Source organism: Aeromonas hydrophila subsp. hydrophila ATCC 7966 (assembly GCF_000014805.1).
GTDB classification, from domain to species: Bacteria; Pseudomonadota; Gammaproteobacteria; order Enterobacterales; family Aeromonadaceae; genus Aeromonas; species Aeromonas hydrophila.
The window spans coordinates 741,278-760,062 of sequence record NC_008570.1 but is presented as its reverse complement, the minus strand read 5'-3'; the positions used below and the strand labels follow the sequence as shown (position 1 = coordinate 760,062).

General features: G+C 61.1%; 20 protein-coding genes. 3 read left to right on the top strand and 17 right to left on the bottom strand.

All coding sequences use genetic code 11. The annotated features are described in order from the left end of the window. Positions 1 to 63: 63 nt before the first annotated feature. The 3 genes from rplI to rpsF are packed head-to-tail and all read right to left on the bottom strand — an operon-like array spanning position 64 to position 1,210. The gene (rplI, locus tag AHA_RS03590) at positions 64 to 510 is read right to left on the bottom strand and encodes a 50S ribosomal protein L9 (RefSeq protein ID WP_011704669.1); all 447 of its coding nucleotides are present in this window, start codon (positions 508 to 510) and stop codon (positions 64 to 66) included. A 52-nt stretch (positions 511 to 562) separates the two neighbouring features. Then, positions 563 to 793 (bottom strand): 30S ribosomal protein S18, encoded by a 231-nt coding sequence (gene rpsR, locus AHA_RS03585; RefSeq protein WP_005308890.1) that lies wholly within the window; start codon positions 791 to 793, stop codon positions 563 to 565. Positions 794 to 823: 30 nt separating this feature from the next. After that, positions 824 to 1,210 (bottom strand): 30S ribosomal protein S6, encoded by a 387-nt coding sequence (gene rpsF / locus AHA_RS03580; protein ID WP_005308887.1) that lies wholly within the window; start codon positions 1,208 to 1,210, stop codon positions 824 to 826. Between the two features lie 237 nt (positions 1,211 to 1,447). On the opposite strand from rpsF, the gene AHA_RS03575 reads away from it, so the two are divergent. Together AHA_RS03575 and AHA_RS03570 are read left to right on the top strand one after the other, a co-directional pair. Continuing rightward, on the top strand, positions 1,448 to 2,671 hold the full coding sequence (locus AHA_RS03575; protein ID WP_016349448.1) for an Nramp family divalent metal transporter: 1,224 nt from the start codon (positions 1,448 to 1,450) through the stop codon (positions 2,669 to 2,671). A 65-nt stretch (positions 2,672 to 2,736) separates the two neighbouring features. Continuing rightward, on the top strand, positions 2,737 to 3,627 hold the full coding sequence (locus tag AHA_RS03570; RefSeq protein WP_164927544.1) for an alanyl-tRNA editing protein: 891 nt from the start codon (positions 2,737 to 2,739) through the stop codon (positions 3,625 to 3,627). Between the two features lie 33 nt (positions 3,628 to 3,660). Here AHA_RS03570 and AHA_RS03565 read toward each other — a convergent pair whose 3' ends face one another. From AHA_RS03565 to rnr, 6 genes are all read right to left on the bottom strand, one after another. Then, a complete protein-coding gene (locus AHA_RS03565; protein ID WP_011704666.1) occupies positions 3,661 to 4,497 on the bottom strand; it encodes a DMT family transporter in 837 nt (278 codons plus the stop codon). Between the two features lie 117 nt (positions 4,498 to 4,614). Further along, on the bottom strand, positions 4,615 to 5,475 hold the full coding sequence (locus AHA_RS03560; protein WP_164927543.1) for a DMT family transporter: 861 nt from the start codon (positions 5,473 to 5,475) through the stop codon (positions 4,615 to 4,617). A gap of 218 nt (positions 5,476 to 5,693) precedes the next feature. After that, on the bottom strand, positions 5,694 to 6,143 hold the full coding sequence (locus tag AHA_RS03555; protein ID WP_011704664.1) for a GNAT family N-acetyltransferase: 450 nt from the start codon (positions 6,141 to 6,143) through the stop codon (positions 5,694 to 5,696). 57 nt (positions 6,144 to 6,200) lie between these two features. Further along, complete coding sequence (locus AHA_RS03550) at positions 6,201 to 6,767, bottom strand: Crp/Fnr family transcriptional regulator (RefSeq protein WP_005308861.1); 567 nt, start codon at positions 6,765 to 6,767, stop codon at positions 6,201 to 6,203. 10 nt (positions 6,768 to 6,777) lie between these two features. Then, positions 6,778 to 7,527 (bottom strand): 23S rRNA (guanosine(2251)-2'-O)-methyltransferase RlmB, encoded by a 750-nt coding sequence (gene rlmB, locus AHA_RS03545; protein WP_011704663.1) that lies wholly within the window; start codon positions 7,525 to 7,527, stop codon positions 6,778 to 6,780. After that, positions 7,524 to 9,923 carry a ribonuclease R gene (rnr, locus tag AHA_RS03540; protein ID WP_011704662.1) on the bottom strand — a complete coding sequence of 800 codons (2,400 nt, stop codon included), beginning with the start codon at positions 9,921 to 9,923 and terminating at the stop codon, positions 7,524 to 7,526. The genes rlmB and rnr overlap by 4 nt, the downstream gene beginning before the upstream one ends. A 134-nt stretch (positions 9,924 to 10,057) precedes the next feature. Between rnr and AHA_RS03535 the strand changes: the two genes are divergently transcribed. Next, complete coding sequence (locus AHA_RS03535; protein WP_024944559.1) at positions 10,058 to 11,080, top strand: GGDEF domain-containing protein; 1,023 nt, start codon at positions 10,058 to 10,060, stop codon at positions 11,078 to 11,080. A 62-nt stretch (positions 11,081 to 11,142) separates the two neighbouring features. Here AHA_RS03535 and luxS read toward each other — a convergent pair whose 3' ends face one another. The 8 genes from luxS to AHA_RS03495 form a co-directional block, all read right to left on the bottom strand. Then, on the bottom strand, positions 11,143 to 11,652 hold the full coding sequence (gene luxS, locus AHA_RS03530; protein WP_011704660.1) for an S-ribosylhomocysteine lyase: 510 nt from the start codon (positions 11,650 to 11,652) through the stop codon (positions 11,143 to 11,145). Positions 11,653 to 11,670: 18 nt separating this feature from the next. After that, positions 11,671 to 12,264, bottom strand: a complete 594-nt coding sequence (locus AHA_RS03525) for a transglycosylase SLT domain-containing protein (protein ID WP_274382240.1) — start codon at positions 12,262 to 12,264, stop codon at positions 11,671 to 11,673. A gap of 61 nt (positions 12,265 to 12,325) precedes the next feature. Then, positions 12,326 to 12,664 carry a nitrogen regulatory protein P-II gene (gene glnB, locus AHA_RS03520; RefSeq protein ID WP_005308848.1) on the bottom strand — a complete coding sequence of 113 codons (339 nt, stop codon included), beginning with the start codon at positions 12,662 to 12,664 and terminating at the stop codon, positions 12,326 to 12,328. A 9-nt stretch (positions 12,665 to 12,673) separates the two neighbouring features. Further along, entirely contained in the window at positions 12,674 to 14,296 is a 1,623-nt protein-coding gene (locus tag AHA_RS03515) for an NAD+ synthase (RefSeq protein WP_011704658.1), read from the bottom strand. Between the two features lie 73 nt (positions 14,297 to 14,369). Then, positions 14,370 to 16,469, bottom strand: coding sequence for a type IV pilus modification PilV family protein (locus AHA_RS03510; protein ID WP_011704657.1), 2,100 nt, complete (start codon positions 16,467 to 16,469; stop codon positions 14,370 to 14,372). A 12-nt stretch (positions 16,470 to 16,481) separates the two neighbouring features. Further along, positions 16,482 to 17,579, bottom strand: coding sequence for a PilX N-terminal domain-containing pilus assembly protein (locus AHA_RS03505; RefSeq protein WP_011704656.1), 1,098 nt, complete (start codon positions 17,577 to 17,579; stop codon positions 16,482 to 16,484). Position 17,580: 1 nt separating this feature from the next. Next, positions 17,581 to 18,204 (bottom strand): PilW family protein, encoded by a 624-nt coding sequence (locus tag AHA_RS03500; protein ID WP_011704655.1) that lies wholly within the window; start codon positions 18,202 to 18,204, stop codon positions 17,581 to 17,583. Further along, the gene (locus AHA_RS03495) at positions 18,195 to 18,731 is read right to left on the bottom strand and encodes a GspH/FimT family pseudopilin (protein WP_011704654.1); all 537 of its coding nucleotides are present in this window, start codon (positions 18,729 to 18,731) and stop codon (positions 18,195 to 18,197) included. The genes AHA_RS03500 and AHA_RS03495 overlap by 10 nt, the downstream gene beginning before the upstream one ends. Between the last annotated feature and the right edge of the window lie 54 nt (positions 18,732 to 18,785).

The window sequence follows — 18,785 nt, the reverse complement described above, 5'->3', positions numbered from 1 at the left end:
CTGGGCCTGAAAATAAAAAACCCGCGCAAGTGCGCGGGTTTTTTCTGCAAAAGCGAATCGCTATTACAGGGCAACAACCTGGATCTGTACGGTTGCTTTGACGTCAGCGTGCAGCTGAACAACAACTTCGTAGTCACCGGTGTTACGCAGAACGTTGCCCATGCGGACTTCGCTCTTGGCAACGGCTACGCCGGCAGCAGTGATGGCTTCAGCCACGTCACGGGTACCGATGGAACCGAACAGCTTGCCTTCGTCGCCAGACTTGGAGGCGATAACAACGGCAGCCAGTTCACCCAGCTTGGCAGCGCGCTCTTCAGCGGCAGCTTTACCGGCAGCCAGTTTGGCTTCCAGTTCAGCACGGCGAGCATCGAAGGTCTCGATGTTGGCCTTGGTAGCCATAACAGCTTTGCCTTGCGGGATCAGGTAGTTACGGGCATAACCAGCTTTCACGGAAACTTGGTCACCCAGACCGCCCAGTTTGGCGATTTTGTCGAGCAGGATAACTTGCATTACCTTTCCTCTATAAATTTCGTTGAGTTAGGCTTAAGCGCCGGACCGATTCTTACTTGTTGTGCAGATCGGTGTACGGCAGCAGAGCCAGGTAACGAGCACGCTTGATGGCGCGTGCCAGCTGACGCTGATACTTGGCGCGAGTACCGGTGATACGGCTCGGTACGATCTTGCCAGATTCAGTGATGTAGTTTTTCAGAGTAACGATATCTTTGTAGTCGATCTCGGTAACGTTCTCGGCGGTGAAGCGGCAGAACTTACGACGACGGAAATAACGTGCCATGGCCTTTATCCTCTAGTCAGTGATCCAGAATTACTCTTCGGAAGCAGCTTCAGTAGCTTCTTCGCGGCGCTCGTCGTCACGACGGGTGAAGCGCTCTTCCTTGGCCTTGGCCATCGGAGAAACTTCAGTCACGGCGTGCTTGGTGCGCATGATCATGTTGCGGATAACGGCATCGTTGAAGCGGAAGTTGGTTTCCAGCTCATCGATAACGGCTTGCTCTGCTTCTACGTTCATCAGAACGTAGTGGGCTTTGTGCAGTTTGTCGATCGGGTAAGCCAGCTGACGACGGCCCCAATCTTCCAGGCGATGAATGGTACCACCGGAGGTGGTGATGGCGCCGGTGTAACGCTCGATCATGCCAGGTACTTGCTCGCTCTGGTCCGGATGAACCATGAAGACGATTTCGTAATGACGCATTTTAGCTCCTTACGGATTAATTCAGCCTCCGCCCAGGTGCAGCCAAACCTCGGAGGCAAGGAACATAATGGTGTTTAGACGCTGCTTTTCTAGGGCGGCGTATTGTACAAAATCCCATCCCCCACTGCAACCAGCCGCCACCGATGTTTTTATCTATGGGAACAATACAAAACTTCAATTGATAATAATTATCATTTAGATCTATTCTATCTCCATGCACTTATGGAGGCTGATACCATGCAACCCGCGCTGACCACGGCCATCCCGGCCCGCAAATTCAAGCTAACCCTGCTCGGGCCGGCTTTTATCGCCGCCATCGGCTACATAGATCCGGGCAACTTCGCTACCAACATTCAGGCCGGATCCACCTTCGGCTACCAGCTGCTGTGGGTAGTGGTATGGGCCAACCTGATGGCCATGCTGGTGCAGACCCTCTCGGCCAAACTCGGCATCGTCACCGGCAAGAACCTGGCGGAGCACATTCGCGACCGGCTGCCCAAGCCAGCAGTCTGGGCTTACTGGGTACAGGCGGAGATCATCGCCATGGCCACTGATCTGGCCGAATTCATCGGTGCGGCCGTGGGCTTCAAGCTGCTGCTCGGGGTCACCCTGCTGGAAGGGGCCGGCATCACCGCCGTGGTCACCTGGGGCATTCTGATGCTGCAATCCCGCGGCCAGAAACCGCTGGAGTTCGTGGTGGGCGGCCTGCTGCTGTTCGTGGCGGCGGCCTACATCGTCGAGCTGGTGTTCTCCCGCCCCCACCTGCCGAGCCTGCTGGAGGGTGCCCTCTTCCCCGGCCTGCCCAACAGCGACGCCGTCTATCTGGCGGCCGGCGTGCTCGGTGCCACCGTGATGCCCCACGTCATCTACCTGCACTCGGCACTGACCCAGCACACCCAGGATCAGGGCTCGGTCCCCCAGCGGCTGCACACCACCCGGGTCGACGTGGCCATCGCCATGACCATCGCCGGCTTCGTCAACCTGGCCATGATGGCCATGGCCGCGGCCGCCTTCCACAGCTCCGGCAATCAGCAGGTAGCGGAGCTGGAGTCTGCCTACCAGACCCTCACCCCGCTGCTGGGCCAGGCGGCCGCCACCCTGTTCGGCCTCTCGCTGGTCGCCTCCGGCATCAGCTCTACCGTAGTGGGCACGCTGGCCGGCCAAGTGGTGATGCAGGGCTTCGTGCGCTTCACCATCCCGCTCTGGCTGCGCCGCGCCATCACCATGGCCCCCGCCTTCGTGGTGATCGCCATGGGCCTCAACACCACCGAAATCCTGGTGCTGAGCCAGGTGGTGCTGAGCTTCGGCATCGCGCTGGCGCTCATTCCGCTGCTGATATTGACCGGCGATCGCGCCCTGATGGGGGAGTATCGCAACCACCCGGTGACCCAGGCGGTCGGCCGCCTCATCGTCGCCCTAGTGATCGGGCTCAACGCCTACCTGCTGGTCGCCATGATCTAGCCCGCCATCCCCTCCTCAGGCCGGCTTGTTAACCGAGGTTAATGAGCCGGCCTGCGCTTTGGCGTATGCTGGCGGCTCTCTTCCTCTTCGATTTGCGGGAGCCATCCATGCCACATACCCGAGCCAGCTTCGTGCTGGGCCACCATCAGGAGCAGGCCAGCGTGCTCTTCTGCCAGAGCGGTGACACCAGCCTGCTGGTCACCGACCTCACCCCCTTTCATCCCCAGAGCCACCTCTGGCCCGATCAGCCGGGGGACGTGGGCACAGTGCATTGGGAGGGCGGCGACACGACCGTCGGCCCCTGCCGCATGGGGACCATCAGTCCGGATGGGGAGCTGTTCGTCGACCAGGCGATCCCGGTCAAGCGGGGTGCAGAAGGGTGGCGCTTCGTGGTGGTGCACCCGCTGGCAGGTCACTGTGCGCTGCCAGTGGGCAGCCAGGTGACACTGCGGGTGGATGCCGAGACCCGCCACGCCCTGAGCCTGGGCCACAGCGGCTGCCATCTGGCGGCACTGGCGCTCAACCGAGCGCTGATGCCTTACTGGCGCAAAGAGGTCAGCGAGCGGGACGCGCTGGATCAGCCGGACTTCGATCGCCTCGCCATCCAGACCTCGCGGGTCGAGCCTATGGGTTCGCGCGAGCAGTACCGGATCGGCAAGAGCCTGCGCAAGAAGGGAGTCAACAGCGAGGCACTGCTGGCAGATCTGGCGCAGATTGAAGTGCAGGTCAACCGCCAGTTGGCCGACTGGGTAGCAAGCGGGGCTGACATTCGCCGCAGCCGGGCCGGCGAGGCGATCATCGACTCCCGTTACTGGCACTGCTCGCTGGAAGGCCGGGAGGTCACCATCCCCTGTGGCGGCACTCATGTGGGCAGCCTGGCCGAACTGGGGCAGGTTCAGGTGCAACTGGCCACCTGTGAGGAGGGGTTCACCCTCACTATCCGGGTCACTCCCTGACCGGCCGGCCCGGATGCCTTAAGCAGCCTCCCCCTAGCCGAGGCGGATCAGCAGGATGCCGCCCAGGATCACCAGGGCGGCCAGCAACCGGACCCGCCCCAGCGTCTCCCCCAGCCAACCCCAGGAGAGCAGCACCGCAAACAGCACGCTGCTCTCGCGCAAGGCCGCCACCAGGCCGATGGGCGCCTTGGTCATGGCCCAGATAACGATACCGTAAGCCAACAGCGACAGGGCGCCCCCGATGGTGCCGCTGCGCCACGCCGCAGGCCCCAGCTCGCGCCAGGCGGTGCGACTCTGCCAGCGCATCAGCAGCGGCATCATCAGCGCGGTGAGGGCGAACAGCCAGAGGGTGTAACGTATCGGCTCACCGGCCGAGCGGGCTCCCGCCCCATCGGACAAGGTATAGGAGGCGGTAAACAGTGCAGTGATGAGCACCGCCTGCAGCGCGGCCGGCGCCAGCCGCAGACCGCCGCGCCACGCCATCAGCAACACGCCGCTCACCAGCACCACGGCTCCCGTCACCGCCACCATTCCCGGCACTTCACCCAGCAGCAGGGCACCGAACAGCAGGGTCATCAGAGGGGCGCTGCCCCGGGCCAGCGGATAGATCTGGCCGAACTCACCCAGCCGGTAGGCCCGACCGAGAAAAAGACAGTAGCCGCAGTGCAGCAGGATGGAGAGCCCCAGCCAGGGATATTCGGCCGCCACCGGCCAACCCACCAAGGGCAGCAAGGGTGCGGCAAACAGGCCGGAGCAGAGAGAGACCAGCAAGACGCTGACGCGCCCCTCGGCCTGGCGCTTGGCCAGCGCATTCCAGAGCGCGTGCAGCAGGGCGGCCAGCAGGATGGCAGCAAAGATGGTAGGGGTCACGACAGGGTTCCGATAGCAACAGGCCGCCCAGCATAGCCGGTTTGCCCGGCCATGACAGAGAGCGGCCTCATAAGATGCCTGCTTTTCTCACCCATCGGCCTGCTGCCGATGGGGATGTCAGCGCAATCGACGCTGCCAGTGAATGGCCAGCAGGATGAAGCTGACCCCGACCCAGAGGTTCCACGCCGGGATCTCGCCAAACAGCCAGACGCCCAGCAGTACCACGAACATCAGGCCGGAATACTCGGTCGCCGCGATGCGGTTGGCCTCTACCTGGCGATAGGCGTAGAAGCAGCTGGCATGATAGAGCAGTTGCATGACGCCGCTGCCACCGATCAGCACCAGCAGTCGCCAGTCCACCGGCTGCCATTGATGTACCGCCAGCCCGGCGGTCAGCGGCAGAGCCAGCAGATTGGCCCAGAACAGGGTCGCCACCACCGAGATCCCGGCTGGCAACTTGCGACCCGTGATGTTGAACAGCGCCAGGGTGAAGGCGGTCACCAGGGCGCCCAGCCCGGCCAGATGGAAATCCCCCGGCCGCAGCACGAACACCACCCCGAGCAGCCCCATGCCTCCCAGCAACCAGACGCGGGAATTGATCTTCTCCTTGAGCAGCCAGGCCGCCAGCGGCAGCGTCAGCAACGGAGATACGTAGAAGATGGCGTTGGCCGTGGCCAGCGGCAGCTGGGTCAGGGCCAGCATCATGCCGCCCCCGCCGAGCAGGCAGAGGTGGCCACGCAGCAGGTGCCACTTCCAGGCACCCAACCCCCAGGCCGAGCGCGGTACCCGCAGCATGAAGGGCAGCAGCACCAGCAGGGTCAGCAGCTGGCGCAGGAACATGTATTGGAAGGGGCTGAAGCTAGGGCCGATCAGCTTGACCAGCACGTCGGAGAAGGCCTGGGCCAGATTGCCCAGCACCAGGGTGATGATGGCGAAGGTTTGCAGGTCCAGTGCGAACCGCTTGCGCAACAACTCCATCAGCGACAGCCACTCGAGTGGCGAACGCTAATAAAATGGCTCAACGGCTCAATCGCTGAATCTTGTTCTGAATTAATGGGGTAAAAGACCATTTTTAAAACCTATCCATCAACTGTTGCCGATTAATCACTCAGAGGGTACCCACTAACATGGCGCCGAGCACCCGTTTTCTTTACTACCTCAAGACATAATAATTTCATTGTTATGCTTAAAAGGTATTAAGAGGAGCTCATGCCGATGTGGGGAATGTCATCTTCCAGATAGGGTTCACCCACGGCGGTGAAACCATGACGACCGTAGAAACCTTGCAGGTGTGCCTGGGCCCCGAGATAGATGCTGACCCCGGGCCAGAGCCGGGCACACTCCTGCAGCGCCTGCTGCATCAGCCGGTGACCGAGCCCATCACCTCTCGCTTCGGGCGCGGTCACCACCCGGCCGATCACCACCTGCTGCGCCTTGGCCACGCCGGGCGCCATCAGCCTGGCATAGGCCACCAGTGCCCCATCCTGCCAGCCGAGCAGGTGCAGCACGTCGGGGCGCTTGTCGACGCCGTCCAGATCGAGAAAGACGCAAGTCTGCTCCACCACGAAGACCCGGGATCTCAGGGTGAGCAGTTCATAGAGTTCGTTGACGTCGAGTTGTTCAAAAGACTTGAGAGACCAGTTCATGGGGGTTCCTTGCTCATGATGAGAAGGGCAGCATAGCCAGCCACACGCGAGCCGGCATTAACCTTTGTTAAGATCCTTCAGTCGCTTGCGAATGCGGCTCAGGCTGATGGGGGTGATGCCCAGATAAGCGGCGATCTGGTGATCGGGCACCCTGGCCTCCAGCGCGGGGAAGCTGCGCAAAAAGTGCTGATAACGGGCCTGCGGACTCTCGGTCAGCAGCAGCAGCTCTTTCTCCTCCTTGATGCGCAGCTGCACCGCCAGCAGATGCTGATACCAGGCGGGCCAGCAGGAAAGCGTGCGCAGGTCGGCCAGGTTGAACAGCAAGAGCCTACAGGGCTCCAGCGCCTCAACGCTGTAGCGGGCCGGCTCACCACTGAGCAGGTGGTGGAAGTCGAGAAACTCGTCACCCTCCCAGTAGAACTCCTTGATGTACTCGCGGCCATCCGCCAGCACCACCTTGGCCCGCAGCAGCCCCTGCTCCACCATCACCAGTAGATCGGGTCGATCGCCAGCATGCCAGAGGCAGGCACGAGGGCTCAGGGTCAGCGGCCGGGCAAAAGAGAGGAGGCGCGCGGCCTCCTGCTCATCTGTGACCCGATCCCGGCAAAACGGGGGTCTGTCCATTCAGCTCGCCTCAGGCACGACGCTGGCGCACGGCTTCAAACAGACAGACGCCGGTCGCTACCGAGACGTTGAGGCTGGATACCGCCCCTGCCATCGGGATGCTCACCAGCTCGTCGCAGTGCTCGCGGGTCAGACGACGCATGCCCTTGCCCTCTGCGCCCATCACCAGCGCCATCGGGCCGGTCAGTTTGGCCTGATACACGTCGTGATCCGCCTCGCCGGCGGTACCGACGATCCAGACGCCACGCTCCTGCAGCTCGCGCAGGCTGCGGGCCAGGTTGGTGACCTGAATAAGCGGCACCACTTCGGCGGCGCCACAGGCGACCTTGCGCACGATCGGGGTCAGGCCAGTGGCCTTGTCGCGCGGCACGATCACCGCATGCACCCCGGCGGCATCGGCGCTGCGCAGGCAGGCGCCGAGGTTGTGCGGATCGGTCACCCCGTCCAGCACCAGCAGGAAGGGCTGAGTCTGTTGCTCGGCCAACTTGTCAAGCAGGCTGGCCAGGTCGTGCTCGGCCAGCTTGGGCGCCTCTTTCACCCGGGCCATGATGCCCTGGTGATTGTTACCCTCCGCCTTGTCGTCGAGCGTCTTGCGGTTCACGCTCTGCACCTTGAGGCCGAGCGCATCCAGCTCGGCCAGCAAGGGTTGCAGCCGGTCGTCATCGCGCCCCTTGAGGGCCCACACTTCGATGAAACGCTCCGGGGTGCGCTCCAGCAGCGCGGATACAGCGTGAATGCCGTAGATCAGTTCAGTACTCATTTAGTGCTCTTGGCCTTGTCGCGAGCTTTTTTGCTCGGTCGTCTGTTGCTGGGTTTGGCACGGCCGCCCTTGGCGGATTTGCCGTGGTCCTTGCCCTCTTTCTCTTTGCGTTTTTCGTGGCGTTCGGCGCTCTTGGCCTTCTCTTTCTTGATCTCGGCCTGCTTGCGCGCCATCTCTTTGGCGTTCTTGCCGGTTGCCTTGAGGGGCTCTTCCACCATCACGAAGTCGATCTTGCGATCGTCCAGATTCACGCCCGTCACCTTGACCCGCACCTTGTCACCCAGACGGTAGCGGCGGCGGAAGTTCTCGCCGATCAGTTGCTGGTGCAGCGGGTCAAACTGGTAGTAGTCGTTGGTGAGGGTGCTGACATGCACCAGACCGTCGATGTGGATCTCGGCCAGACGCACGAAGAAGCCAAAGCCGGTGACGCTAGCGATGACGCCGTCAAACTCGTCACCCACGTGATCCAGCATGTACTCGCACTTGAGCCAGTCGGCCACATCGCGGGTGGCGTCGTCGGCACGGCGCTCGGTCATGGAGCAGTGCTCGCCCATCGGGTCCACTTCTTCCAGCTGGTAGTGGTAGCCACCGCTCGGAGTCCACTTGTGGCGCAGGTTGGCCTGCTGCTCCTTGGCGGTCTGATACTTGATCGCGCGGTGCAGGATGAGGTCGGGGTAGCGACGGATCGGCGAGGTGAAGTGAGCGTAGGACTTCAGCGCCAGACCAAAGTGACCGATGTTGTCGGCCTGATAGATGGCCTGACGCATGGAGCGCAGCAGCATGGTGGAGAGCAGCTCAGCATCCGGGCGCCCTTCGAACTTGGCGGCCAGGTCGGCGAAATCTTTCGGCTCGGGCTCCAGACCCCCCTTGAGCTCCAGACCCAGTTCGGCCAGGAAGTCACGGAAACCGGTCAGACGCTCTTCGCCCGGACGGTCGTGCACCCGGAACAGGGCGGCGGCCTCGTTCTTCTCGATGTAGCGGGCCGCGGCTACGTTCGCCTGGATCATGCACTCTTCGATGATCTTGTGGGCGTCGTTGCGCACCAGCGGCACGATGCGATCGATCTTGCGCTGGGCGTTGAAGATGAAGCGGGTCTCTTCGCTCTCGAACTCCACCGCACCGCGCTGATGGCGGGCATGCTTGAGCGCCTTGTAGAGGTTGTTGAGCTCTTCGATGTGACCCACCAGCGGCTCGTACTGCTGACGCAGCTTAGGATCCCCTTCCAGGATCGCCGCCACCTTGGTGTAAGTCATGCGGGCATGGGAGTTCATCACCGCTTCGTAGAACTTGTAGCCGGACATGCGGCCGGCGGCGGAGATGGTCATCTCGCACACCATGCAGAGGCGGTCAACCTGCGGGTTGAGCGAGCAGAGGCCGTTGGAGAGCACCTCCGGCAGCATGGGCACCACGAATTCGGGGAAGTAGACCGAGTTGCCGCGCTGGTAGGCTTCGGTGTCGAGAGCGGTGCCAGGCTTCACGTAGGCGGAGACGTCGGCAATGGCCACCCACAGGCGCCAGCCGCCGCCACGCTTGGCTTCACAGAAGACGGCGTCATCGAAATCGCGGGCATCTTCCCCGTCGATGGTGACCAGCGGCAGGGCGCGCAGGTCGATACGACCCTCTTTGGCCTTCTCCGGCACCTGTTCGCCCAGACCGGCAACCTCTTTGGTCACCTCTTCCGGCCAGGTGTGCGGAATGCCGTGGGTACGCAGGGCGATCTCGATTTCCATGCCGGGCGCCATGTTTTCACCCAGCACTTCCAGCACGGTGCCGACCGCATTGAAGCGGGCTGTGGCGCGCTGATTGATGCGCACGACCACTACCTGGCTCTGGCGAGCCCCCTTGTTCTCCCCTTCCGGGATGATGATGTCCTGGCCGATGCGGCTGTCATCCGGCACCACGAAACCGACGCCGTTCTCGACGAAATAGCGACCGACGATGTCCGCTTCACGGGATTTGAGCAGACGTACCAGACGCGCCTCCTGGCGCCCCTTGCGGTCGATCTCTGTAGGTTGCACCAGAGCGTAGTCGCCGTGCATCAGGCGCTGCATCTCGCGGTTGTTCAGGAACAGATCCGGGCCACCACCCTCGGGGCGCAGAAAACCGAAGCCATCTTTGTGGCCGAGCACGTAGCCTTTCACCAGATTCAGACGATCCGGCAGGGCGTAACACTGGTTGCGAGTGAATACCAGCTGACCATCACGCTCCATGGCGCGCAGACGACGGCGCAGGGCTTCCAGCGGCTCTTCTTCGGTCAGCTTGAGGACCTTTGCCAGCTCTTCACGGGACATGGGCTTTTCATGGCCCTTGATGAGGTCGAGGATCATCTCGCGACTGGCGATGGGGTTCTCGTATTTTTCGGCCTCGCGTTCGAGGAAAGGATCTTTTTGAGACATAAGCAGGCCTTAGGGTAGGTGGTAACGGTGCCATTATATCGGAGGGGGGGGCGAATGGCATCCATCGACTGCCTTTTGGCCAATCTCTCTGTCATACTATGCACAGTTTGCAGGCATGATGAGACATGGAACTCATGAGCAAGGACTCGTTCGCCCAATCCGCCGCCTATCTCAAGCAGGCGGTTCCCCTGATGATCAAGTATCAAATCCCCACCACGCCGGATAATTACACCCTTTGGTATAACTACGTGGCGGCCAGCATGCCCGAGCTCAATCAGGCCATCGATCAGGCCATCAAGCTGCAGGGAACCTGCTCTCTCACCACCTGTGAACGCCTCTATCACCAGCACCTCGCCGCGCAAGATGAGCAGCAGATGGAAACCATGAAGCTCAACCTGGCCGCCATGGCCAACGAGCTTGGTCACACCATGCAGGATGCCCTCTCCGACACCGGCATGTTTCAGGACATGCTCGACAAGAGCTTCGACCGGCTGAGCCTCATCGACGACGAGGGGCTCAGCCTGGAAGACACCATGGGGATCCTGCGGGATCTGGTGCGCGAATCGCGGGACGTGCGCATGTCCACCATGCACTTTCGCAACCAGCTCAGCAGCGCCGAGAAGGAGATCAAGGAGCTGCGCGAGGCGCTCAACGAGACTCGCAAGCTGGCCAACGAGGATGCCCTCACCAGCCTGCTCAACCGGCGCGCCTTCGATCTGGAGATAGAGAGCCTGATCCGCAGCAAGCAGCCCTTCTCCCTGATCCTGTCGGACATAGACCGCTTCAAGAGTTTCAACGATGAATATGGCCACCTGTTGGGAGACCAGGTGCTTCGCGCCTTCAGCAAGCGGCTGCGGGAAACCTGCAAGGAGGGCGTCACCGCCTACCGCCTCGGCGGCGAGGAGTTTGCCCTGCTGGTCCCCATGCGCAGTCTGGCGCTGAGCCGCCAAATGGCGGAGAGCCTGCGCCGGGCCATCGAAAAAATGTCGATCCTGGATCGCAAATCGGGCCGGCGCATCGACCACATCACCGCCTCGTTCGGGGTGGGTGAATACAGCGGCCAGGAGACGGGCGACAGCCTGGTCGAACGCACCGACAAGCTGCTCTACAAGGCCAAGGAGCTGGGTCGCAACCGGGTGATGCCGCTGCCATCCTGATTCCGTCAGCACGCAAAAAGGCCGGTCATTGACCGGCCTTTTTCATGTTTGCCATTCCGGGATCAGAGGCTTTTCAGCTTCTCTTCCGGCAGGGCCAGCTCGTCATTGCGGTTGACGCCGATGCCGCGCTCCAGCACGTGGCGGGCGATGGCATGGGCCTCTTCCAGTGAGTGCATGCTGTAGGTACCGCACTGGTATTCGTTCAGCTCGGGGATCTTGCCCTGCTCCTGCACGGTCAGCACATCGCTCATGGCGGCCTGCCAGGCGGCACCAACCCGGGCCTCGTCCGGCGCACCGATCAGGCTCATGTAGAAGCCGGTCCGGCAGCCCATGGGGGAGATGTCGATGATCTCCACCCCGTTGCCGTTCAGGTGATCACGCATGAAACCGGCAAACAGGTGCTCGAGGGTGTGGATGCCGCGCTCGGAGAGGATCTCCTGGTTCGGCACGCAGAAACGCAGGTCGAACACGGTAATGGTGTCCTTGTTCGGGGTCTGCATGGTCTTGGCCACACGCACCGCCGGCGCAGCCATGCGGGTGTGGTCAACGGTAAAACTGTCCAATAACGGCATTTCTGACTCCTGATTTGGTTACCAGAACCAGCCCCCGCTGGAGAGCTGATCCTTGCATTGTCGATACTGGGCGCCGTAGCGCTGGGCACGGGCCTCCACCTTGCGGGATGTCTTCATCAGCCATCCCTTGCTGCGGTAGCTGCCACGCCGATAGCCACCCCACCCTTCGTGATAGTTGAGATACTGGCCATACGCATCCCACTTGGAGGTGCCATTCAGCCGCTGGGCTTTGTGAGTGTACCAGCCCATGAAGTCGATGGCGTCGGCAAAGTCGTCGCGATCGCTCCAGCCGTTGCCGGTTTCCCGCTGGTAGTCAGCCCAGGTTTCATCTTTGACCTGGGCATAGCCGTAGGCGGAACTGGCACGCCCGGTCGGGATGAAGAGGAAATACTGCATCGGCGGCTGGGCATCGTGCACGAAGGAGGACTCCTGATACATCATGGCCATCACCACCTGGATCGGGGTTCCCCACTTCTCGTTCATCTTGAGCGCCGCCTTGTGCCAGTCCGGTTTCTCGCGAAAGATCTGGCACAGGTTTTCCGGCTGGGCCGGCGGCCGGGTACTACAGGCGGTCAGACCGGCCAGCAGGCCGGCCACCGCAACGAGGCGCATCCAGGACATCAGCAGGATCGAGTCTCCATTCGTTGGCTCATCACGATGCACGGCCATCTCATCAGATGGCGTCTTCGTTCTCTTCGCCGGTACGGATACGAATGACGCGCTCCACCTCGCAGACGAAGATCTTGCCGTCACCAATCTTGCCGGTGCGGGCAGTGTTCTGGATCGCTTCCAGGCAGGCATCGAGATCCTCGTCCTGCACCACCAGCTCCACCTTCACCTTGGGCAGGAAGTCGACCATGTACTCGGCGCCGCGATAGAGCTCGGTGTGGCCTTTCTGACGGCCGAAGCCCTTGACCTCGGACACTGTCATGCCGTTGATGCCGATCTCGGCCAGGGCCTCGCGCACATCGTCCAGCTTGAACGGTTTGATGATGGCTTCAATCTTCTTCATGGTGACTCCTTACCAGTTCTGTTTGCCAAACCCGGACGTGATGGGGTAACGGCGATCCTTACCAAAGTTGCGGGCCGTGATGCGGGGCCCGACCGCCGCCTGACGGCGCTTGTATTCGTTGAGATCCACCAGCCGGATCACCTTGCGCACCACCGCCTCCTCGAAGCCTTCCGCCACCATGTCGGCCACGGAGGCATCTTCTTCCACATAGCGCTTGAGGATGGCATCCAGGATGTCATAGGGCGGCAGGCTGTCCTGATCCACCTGGTCCGGTGCCAATTCTGCCGAAGGCGGACGATCGATGACCCGCTGCGGGATCACATAATCGACGGAATTGCGGTATTCGCACAGCTTGAAGACCAGCGTCTTGGGGACGTCCTTGAGCACGTCGAAACCGCCGGCCATGTCGCCGTACAGGGTGGCATAGCCCACCGCCATCTCACTCTTGTTTCCGGTAGTCAGCACGATGCAGCGACGCTTGTTGGAAAGCGCCATCAACAGCACGCCACGGCAGCGGGCCTGCAAGTTCTCTTCGGTGGTGTCGCGGGCAGTCCCTTCAAACAGCGGTGCCAGCTGGGCCATAAAGCCCTCAAACATGGGCTCGATGGAGATGATATTGAACTCCACCCCCATCCGCTCGGCCTGCTCCTTGGCATCTTCCACGCTCATCTGGGCGGTGTAGCGGAACGGCATCATCACCGCCTGCACCTTGTCGGCGCCGATGGCATCGGCCGCGATGGCCAGGGTCAGTGCCGAGTCGATGCCGCCGGAGAGGCCCAGCACGGCGCCGTGGAACCCGTTTTTGGTGACATAGTCGCGCACCGCCAGTACCAGTGCCTGATAGGTCTCAGCCAACGGCTCCAGCGGTGCCGCGGGTTCCCGCTCTTTCACCGGTTGACCATCGGCAAAACGCACCAGCGCCAGCTCTTCGGCAAACGGTGCCAGCTTGTGGGTCAGCTCGCCTTGGCTGTTGAACACCTTGGAGCAGCCGTCGAAGATCAGCTCGTCCTGACCACATACCTGATTGAGGTAGACCAACGGCAGACCGGTCTGATCGCAGCGCTCGGCCATCAGCTCGCGGCGGATCCAGGGTTTTTCCTGATCATAGGGTGAGGCATTGATGGTGAGCAGCAGCTCGGCTCCCGCCGCCTTGGCGGCCAGCGCCGGACCCGGCTGCCAGAGGTCTTCACAGATGAGCAACCCCAACTGATGACCACGGAAGGGGACCACACAGGTCTCGGTTGCCGCAGTGAAGTAGCGCTTCTCGTCGAATACCCCGTAGTTGGGCAAATCCTGCTTGAAGTAGCGTGCGACCAGCTTGCCTTGCTCGTAGAGGGAGGCGGCGTTGTAGAGTGCCTCCCCATCGCGCCAGGGGTGACCCACCAGAATGGCGCAAGCCCCCTGCCATGCCGCGAGGCGGGCCAGGGCAGCCTCCACCCGGATCATCAGATCGACGCGCAGCAGCAGATCTTCCGGCGGATAGCCGGTCAGAGCCAGTTCGGAGCAGACCAGCAGATCGGCGCCTTGCCGGTCGGCCTCGGCGGCTGCCGCCAGCACCTTGTCACAGTTATCTTCGATGGCGCCTACCGTCAGATTCAACTGGGCAAGCATCAGAGAGAGGGCTTTTGCCATGGCGATGCATCTTGAATTCGAAAATGATGGGGAATGATAAAGAAAAGGCGCTGGCTGTGCCAGCGCCCAAGGCTCAAGGGGTGCAAGTCAGGCTGGTCGCGTTGGTCACTCCATTGTCCACCAGCAGTGAACAGGGGCCGCTCAACACCTGATTGTTGGACTGTTGCGTCATCTGCACGCTGAAGGAGGGTGGCTGCAACATATAGGTGGTGCTGCCCTGGTTGGAATAGGCAAGGTTGATAGCCAGCGTCGAGTTCGCCGGGGCCGTACACAGATAAGCTGCAGGCTGGTTGTTGGCCTGCGGATAGTCGATGCGGCAGGTCGCCCCGGAGTTGGGAGTCGTGATGCTCAGCCTGTTGAACGTATTCTTGCTGCACGCTACCGGTGGGGGATTCTTGCCACCCGTCCCTCGGGTCAGACACTGGATCCAGCCACTGACACTGACGGTCGGTACCGTCTGCGATCCTGTATCCACCTTGACCAGCATATCCGCCGTCTGCGCCAGCGACTGGTCCCGTGGCGAGATGAGCGAAGCCGTGATGCCGGAATTCCCCTGATAGGCAGTGACACGCACGGTGACGCTCTGCAGCACCTGGTTGCTGTCCTTGGTCGATTTCTTCGCCGTCATGTAGCCGCGGCTGTAACTGCCGAAATAGTAGTTGTTGAGATCCACCACCGTCTTGACCGTCTCGTTGGTGACGGCGGCATAGTCGGTGGCATTGCCCGTCAGCAAGTTCTGCGGGGCCATGGCCCACTCCGCCAGCATGGTCAGGTTGATGTCCTGAAACGGCACCTTGGTCAGATAGTCCACCGCGCTGGTATCAATCCCCACCAGATAGACAGGGTCGAGCACATCCACATAAATGCCACGGGCGATGAGCTGCGCCGTACCCGTATTGACGGTGATCCCGGTCGTGGCATCCCCCCCGGCTTCCGCGTTGGTAGCCAGCCAGGCTGAAAAATCGGTGATGGTCGGCAAGGTGGCGGAGGCCCCCTGGGTCCAGTTCAGGGTCGACTTCTGCCAGTCGATGTAGGTCTTGACCACATACTTGATGTATTTCTGATAACTGGCCTGGTTCGCTGGTTTGGCCAGGAAATCGGCCGTGGTCACCACTACCTTGACCAGGTTCCAGTCAGGCAGGGGGCGATAATAACCATCCAGCCGGACGAAGCGGCAGGCATCCACGTACTTGCCGCTGTTCGCCGTGCTGAGGCTGCTGCTGTAGCGTACCCGGCTGGTGTTGAGCGGAGCATAGAAGTTGGTGAAGCTGGAACCACTGCCATCGAAGTGATCCTTGCAGCAGCTGGTACAGAGCGTGGGCTGGCCATTGACGCTGCTGTCCAGCGTCCCCGTGGTCTTGGTCTGCAGCGAGCCTGACTTCCAATAGAGCTGGTTGCTGGCTGAACTGTAGGCCTGACCCGGCAGGTAGGCGCTCAGGCTGGAGCCATAACTGCAGGAGCAGGAGACGGATGCCATGTCCTGCAGCACCTGCTGGGTGTTGCCACCCGCTGCGGGTTTATAAGTCACCGTCTCGAACTGGACCAGCTTGCCCACCAGACCATCTTTGGATGTCACGGTCGGCAGTGGCTTGCTGGTCTCCTGCTTGTTGCCATCGCCCAGCTCCACTGAAATGACGTCCGGGGCCACCCCGGGGGTGTAGTTGACCTTGGGGCCCTGTCTCGCCGTATTCAGACCGCCATCCAGTTGGGAGGAGCTCAAAGACTCGATGGGCGAAACATTGCCAGCCAGTTGCAATGTACGAGCCTGTCCTTCGCTGTCCGTCCACCCGACGTTGACCGTGATCGCCTTGCGGCCCGGGTAACTCAGGCGATAGCCCGCCGGTGCCACGTTTTGCCAGGTTGAGCCATTCAGATACTGATTGGCCACCGTCCATGCCACCGAGTAGGCTTCACCCGACAAGGTTACTGTCGAGTTGGCGGAGGCAATCTGGTTGTAGGACGTCAGTGGGGCCGTCGCGTTCACTATGCTATTGAAGTTGCGAAACTCATCCAGCTTGGACTCCGCCAGTCGCATCGCCGTCTCATAACGCCGGCCATCCTGCGAAACCGTCAGCGCCGACTTGGACATGGCGACCAGGCCGACAATGCCTACTCCCAGCACCACCAGCGTGATCAGGATCTCCAGCAGGCCAAATCCTTTTTGCCCTTTCATCCCCATATCCCCTTACCAGTCTCGCCAGCTGCCGGGCACCTGATTGACGATCTGGAATGCGGCACCATTCGAGATGTTGCTCAGGACACTGGCATCATACTTGGCATCGTAGGTACCGTTGGCGTTGCCCAGTTGATAGTTGGAAACCATGGCGCCATACACGATGGCCCCACCGGTCAGCTTCACGTCCGTCCCGGCTGCTGCGGGGTTGGATGAGTAGGCAAACACCAAGCCATACAGCACCGTATTGCCGTTGACCGCCAGATTGCCATTGCGCACGATGAGAATCACAGGCGCCGTTGCGGAGCCGACGTTGGAAGAGGGTTTGCAGTCCCCATCCACAATGATGAGGCCGGTTGAGGCAGGACCAAGCGAGCTGCAGTTTGTCAGCTTCTGGGTCGCCCTGGCCTCCAGATTGGCCCAGCCGTTGGCATCATCCTTTTCATTGAACAGATACCAGACCAGATCGGTCGGGAAGGCAGTATCGTTGTCCTTGATATCAGACTGCTTGTCCCCCTTCTGGCTGATGTTGGCCGAACAACCGCCGTCGTAGTCCCCCTGATGACAGGTCTGCCCAGTCCCCGTGATCAAGTCGACGTTGCCGCTGGTCCAGACCGACAGTGGCACTCCCAGCCCACCACCATTGGGATTGGCCACTATGGTGAAGTTACCGCCAACCGCCATGCCGCCGGCCACGGTCAGAGGCGCGGCAGGGGAGCCGGCCAATACGCTGAAACGCACGACCTTGGTTTCAACTGCCGCCTGGGCCTGACTATTGCTGAGAGTCGCCTGGGAACGGATCCTTATCGGCGTCACGACCACCGACCCCACCGTGATGGCAGTATCATCAGAGGATGACAAGGTATAGCTGCCCGTGGTCAAGGTAGTCGTGGCCCCGCTGGTACGCCAGGTAGGGTCCAGCGTCAACCGCCCCAGTCCATCGGCCAGACCCACTTCCGCCATTGCCATGGCCTGACGATAGAGCACCTCGTTGAGGGTCACTCGCCGATCTGCCACCAGCATCTTACCAACCAACAGTGAAATGCCCAGCAGGATCAGCACCAGCAACAAAGTGATGGTGAAGGTGGTAAAACCAGCTTGTCGGCTCATGTCAGTACCCATCATTGCGCAGTTTGATATCCCGCTGCAGATTCAGCGTCAGTGCCGGCGTGGCCTTGAACCGCCCGCTCACCATCAATTGCAGCGCCCTCGCCCCGCTGACCTGACTGCTTGGCAGGAGCCTGAACGTCATGGCGGTGATCTCTACGGTATCGTCGCTGGAGATCAGACTGCCATTGCCACAGGTCGTGGTACCAGTCCCTTGCTTGATCCCCTTGCTACTACTGCTGTAGCTGTAAACCAGGGTGTCATCGCTGCTCAACACTCCATTTTCATCGTTGTCATAGCGCACCCTGATACAGGTATACAGGCCGGAGCCCGTCGCGGTTTCCCCCATCAGATCCGTGGCCGTATCAAAATAGAAACTGGACCGGCTGCCAGAAGGAGCGGCAAGAAACTGGGTGGCGTTAGCGTCATACCCGGCCCGCTGGATGTCTCGTGCCATCATGTCCGTCAGCAACTGAACTTCCTGATTCAGACGGCTGGTCTGCATGGCGGTGTAATTGGCCTTGAGAATGGTGGCAAACAGCGAAATGACGGCGGCCACCAGCAGCAAGCCCGCCACCATGGCCACCATCAACTCGACCAGATTGAAACCCCGTATTTTCAGTTGCATGCTACCTCTCCCACCAGGTTGCTGACGGCACAGGTACGTACCCGTCCAAGGTTGTTGGTGACAACCTTCATACTGGCGGCCGAGGAGCTCACCGTGATGCTGCCGCTTGGCAGGGTACCGCGCCGGGGAGAGAAGCTGATGGGACGTATCTGGCTTGAGGACTCCGTGTAGGTGCCCGTCAGAATGATCCCCGGAAATTCACTGGCATCAACGCCTTTGCGCCCCTCGATGCTGGAACAGGTGTCGTTGCAACTGGCGCAACTGCCATCGATGCTGATGCGATAGCACCAGTTGCCGGTGCCGCTGTTGAACAGGATCATTTGCAAATTTCGGTTGCGTTTGAGTGCTTCGGACTTGAGCAGCATCATGTCGGTGTAGACCGCCTGGGTGGCCGCCTTGACCATCTGATCCTGGCGCAGGGATTGATAACTGGGGATGGCCACGGTCAGCAACAGGGCGACCAAGGACAGGGCAACCATCAGCTCTATCAGGGTAAAACCGGCGGATCTGCCCTTTCTGCCTTCCATCAGCTCAAGACTCCTTTCTTTTTGCACGTGCCAGTAGGGTCTACTGTCAGTACT

Coding starts and splice junctions, on each gene's coding strand:
- AHA_RS03560 (WP_164927543.1), bottom strand. CDS start 5,475: ATGGAGTTGTTGCGCAAGCGGTTCGCACTGGACCTGCAAACCTTCGCC.
- rpsR (WP_005308890.1), bottom strand. CDS start 793: ATGGCACGTTATTTCCGTCGTCGTAAGTTCTGCCGCTTCACCGCCGAG.
- AHA_RS03505 (WP_011704656.1), bottom strand. CDS start 17,579: ATGAGCCGACAAGCTGGTTTTACCACCTTCACCATCACTTTGTTGCTG.
- AHA_RS03525 (WP_274382240.1), bottom strand. CDS start 12,264: ATGCGCCTCGTTGCGGTGGCCGGCCTGCTGGCCGGTCTGACCGCCTGT.
- luxS (WP_011704660.1), bottom strand. CDS start 11,652: ATGCCGTTATTGGACAGTTTTACCGTTGACCACACCCGCATGGCTGCG.
- rplI (WP_011704669.1), bottom strand. CDS start 510: ATGCAAGTTATCCTGCTCGACAAAATCGCCAAACTGGGCGGTCTGGGT.
- rnr (WP_011704662.1), bottom strand. CDS start 9,923: ATGTCTCAAAAAGATCCTTTCCTCGAACGCGAGGCCGAAAAATACGAG.
- AHA_RS03495 (WP_011704654.1), bottom strand. CDS start 18,731: ATGGAAGGCAGAAAGGGCAGATCCGCCGGTTTTACCCTGATAGAGCTG.
- AHA_RS03535 (WP_024944559.1), top strand. CDS start 10,058: ATGAGCAAGGACTCGTTCGCCCAATCCGCCGCCTATCTCAAGCAGGCG.
- AHA_RS03570 (WP_164927544.1), top strand. CDS start 2,737: ATGCTGGCGGCTCTCTTCCTCTTCGATTTGCGGGAGCCATCCATGCCA.
- AHA_RS03500 (WP_011704655.1), bottom strand. CDS start 18,204: ATGCAACTGAAAATACGGGGTTTCAATCTGGTCGAGTTGATGGTGGCC.
- AHA_RS03510 (WP_011704657.1), bottom strand. CDS start 16,469: ATGAAAGGGCAAAAAGGATTTGGCCTGCTGGAGATCCTGATCACGCTG.
- rpsF (WP_005308887.1), bottom strand. CDS start 1,210: ATGCGTCATTACGAAATCGTCTTCATGGTTCATCCGGACCAGAGCGAG.
- glnB (WP_005308848.1), bottom strand. CDS start 12,664: ATGAAGAAGATTGAAGCCATCATCAAACCGTTCAAGCTGGACGATGTG.
- AHA_RS03575 (WP_016349448.1), top strand. CDS start 1,448: ATGCAACCCGCGCTGACCACGGCCATCCCGGCCCGCAAATTCAAGCTA.
- AHA_RS03515 (WP_011704658.1), bottom strand. CDS start 14,296: ATGGCAAAAGCCCTCTCTCTGATGCTTGCCCAGTTGAATCTGACGGTA.
- AHA_RS03550 (WP_005308861.1), bottom strand. CDS start 6,767: ATGGACAGACCCCCGTTTTGCCGGGATCGGGTCACAGATGAGCAGGAG.
- rlmB (WP_011704663.1), bottom strand. CDS start 7,527: ATGAGTACTGAACTGATCTACGGCATTCACGCTGTATCCGCGCTGCTG.
- AHA_RS03555 (WP_011704664.1), bottom strand. CDS start 6,143: ATGAACTGGTCTCTCAAGTCTTTTGAACAACTCGACGTCAACGAACTC.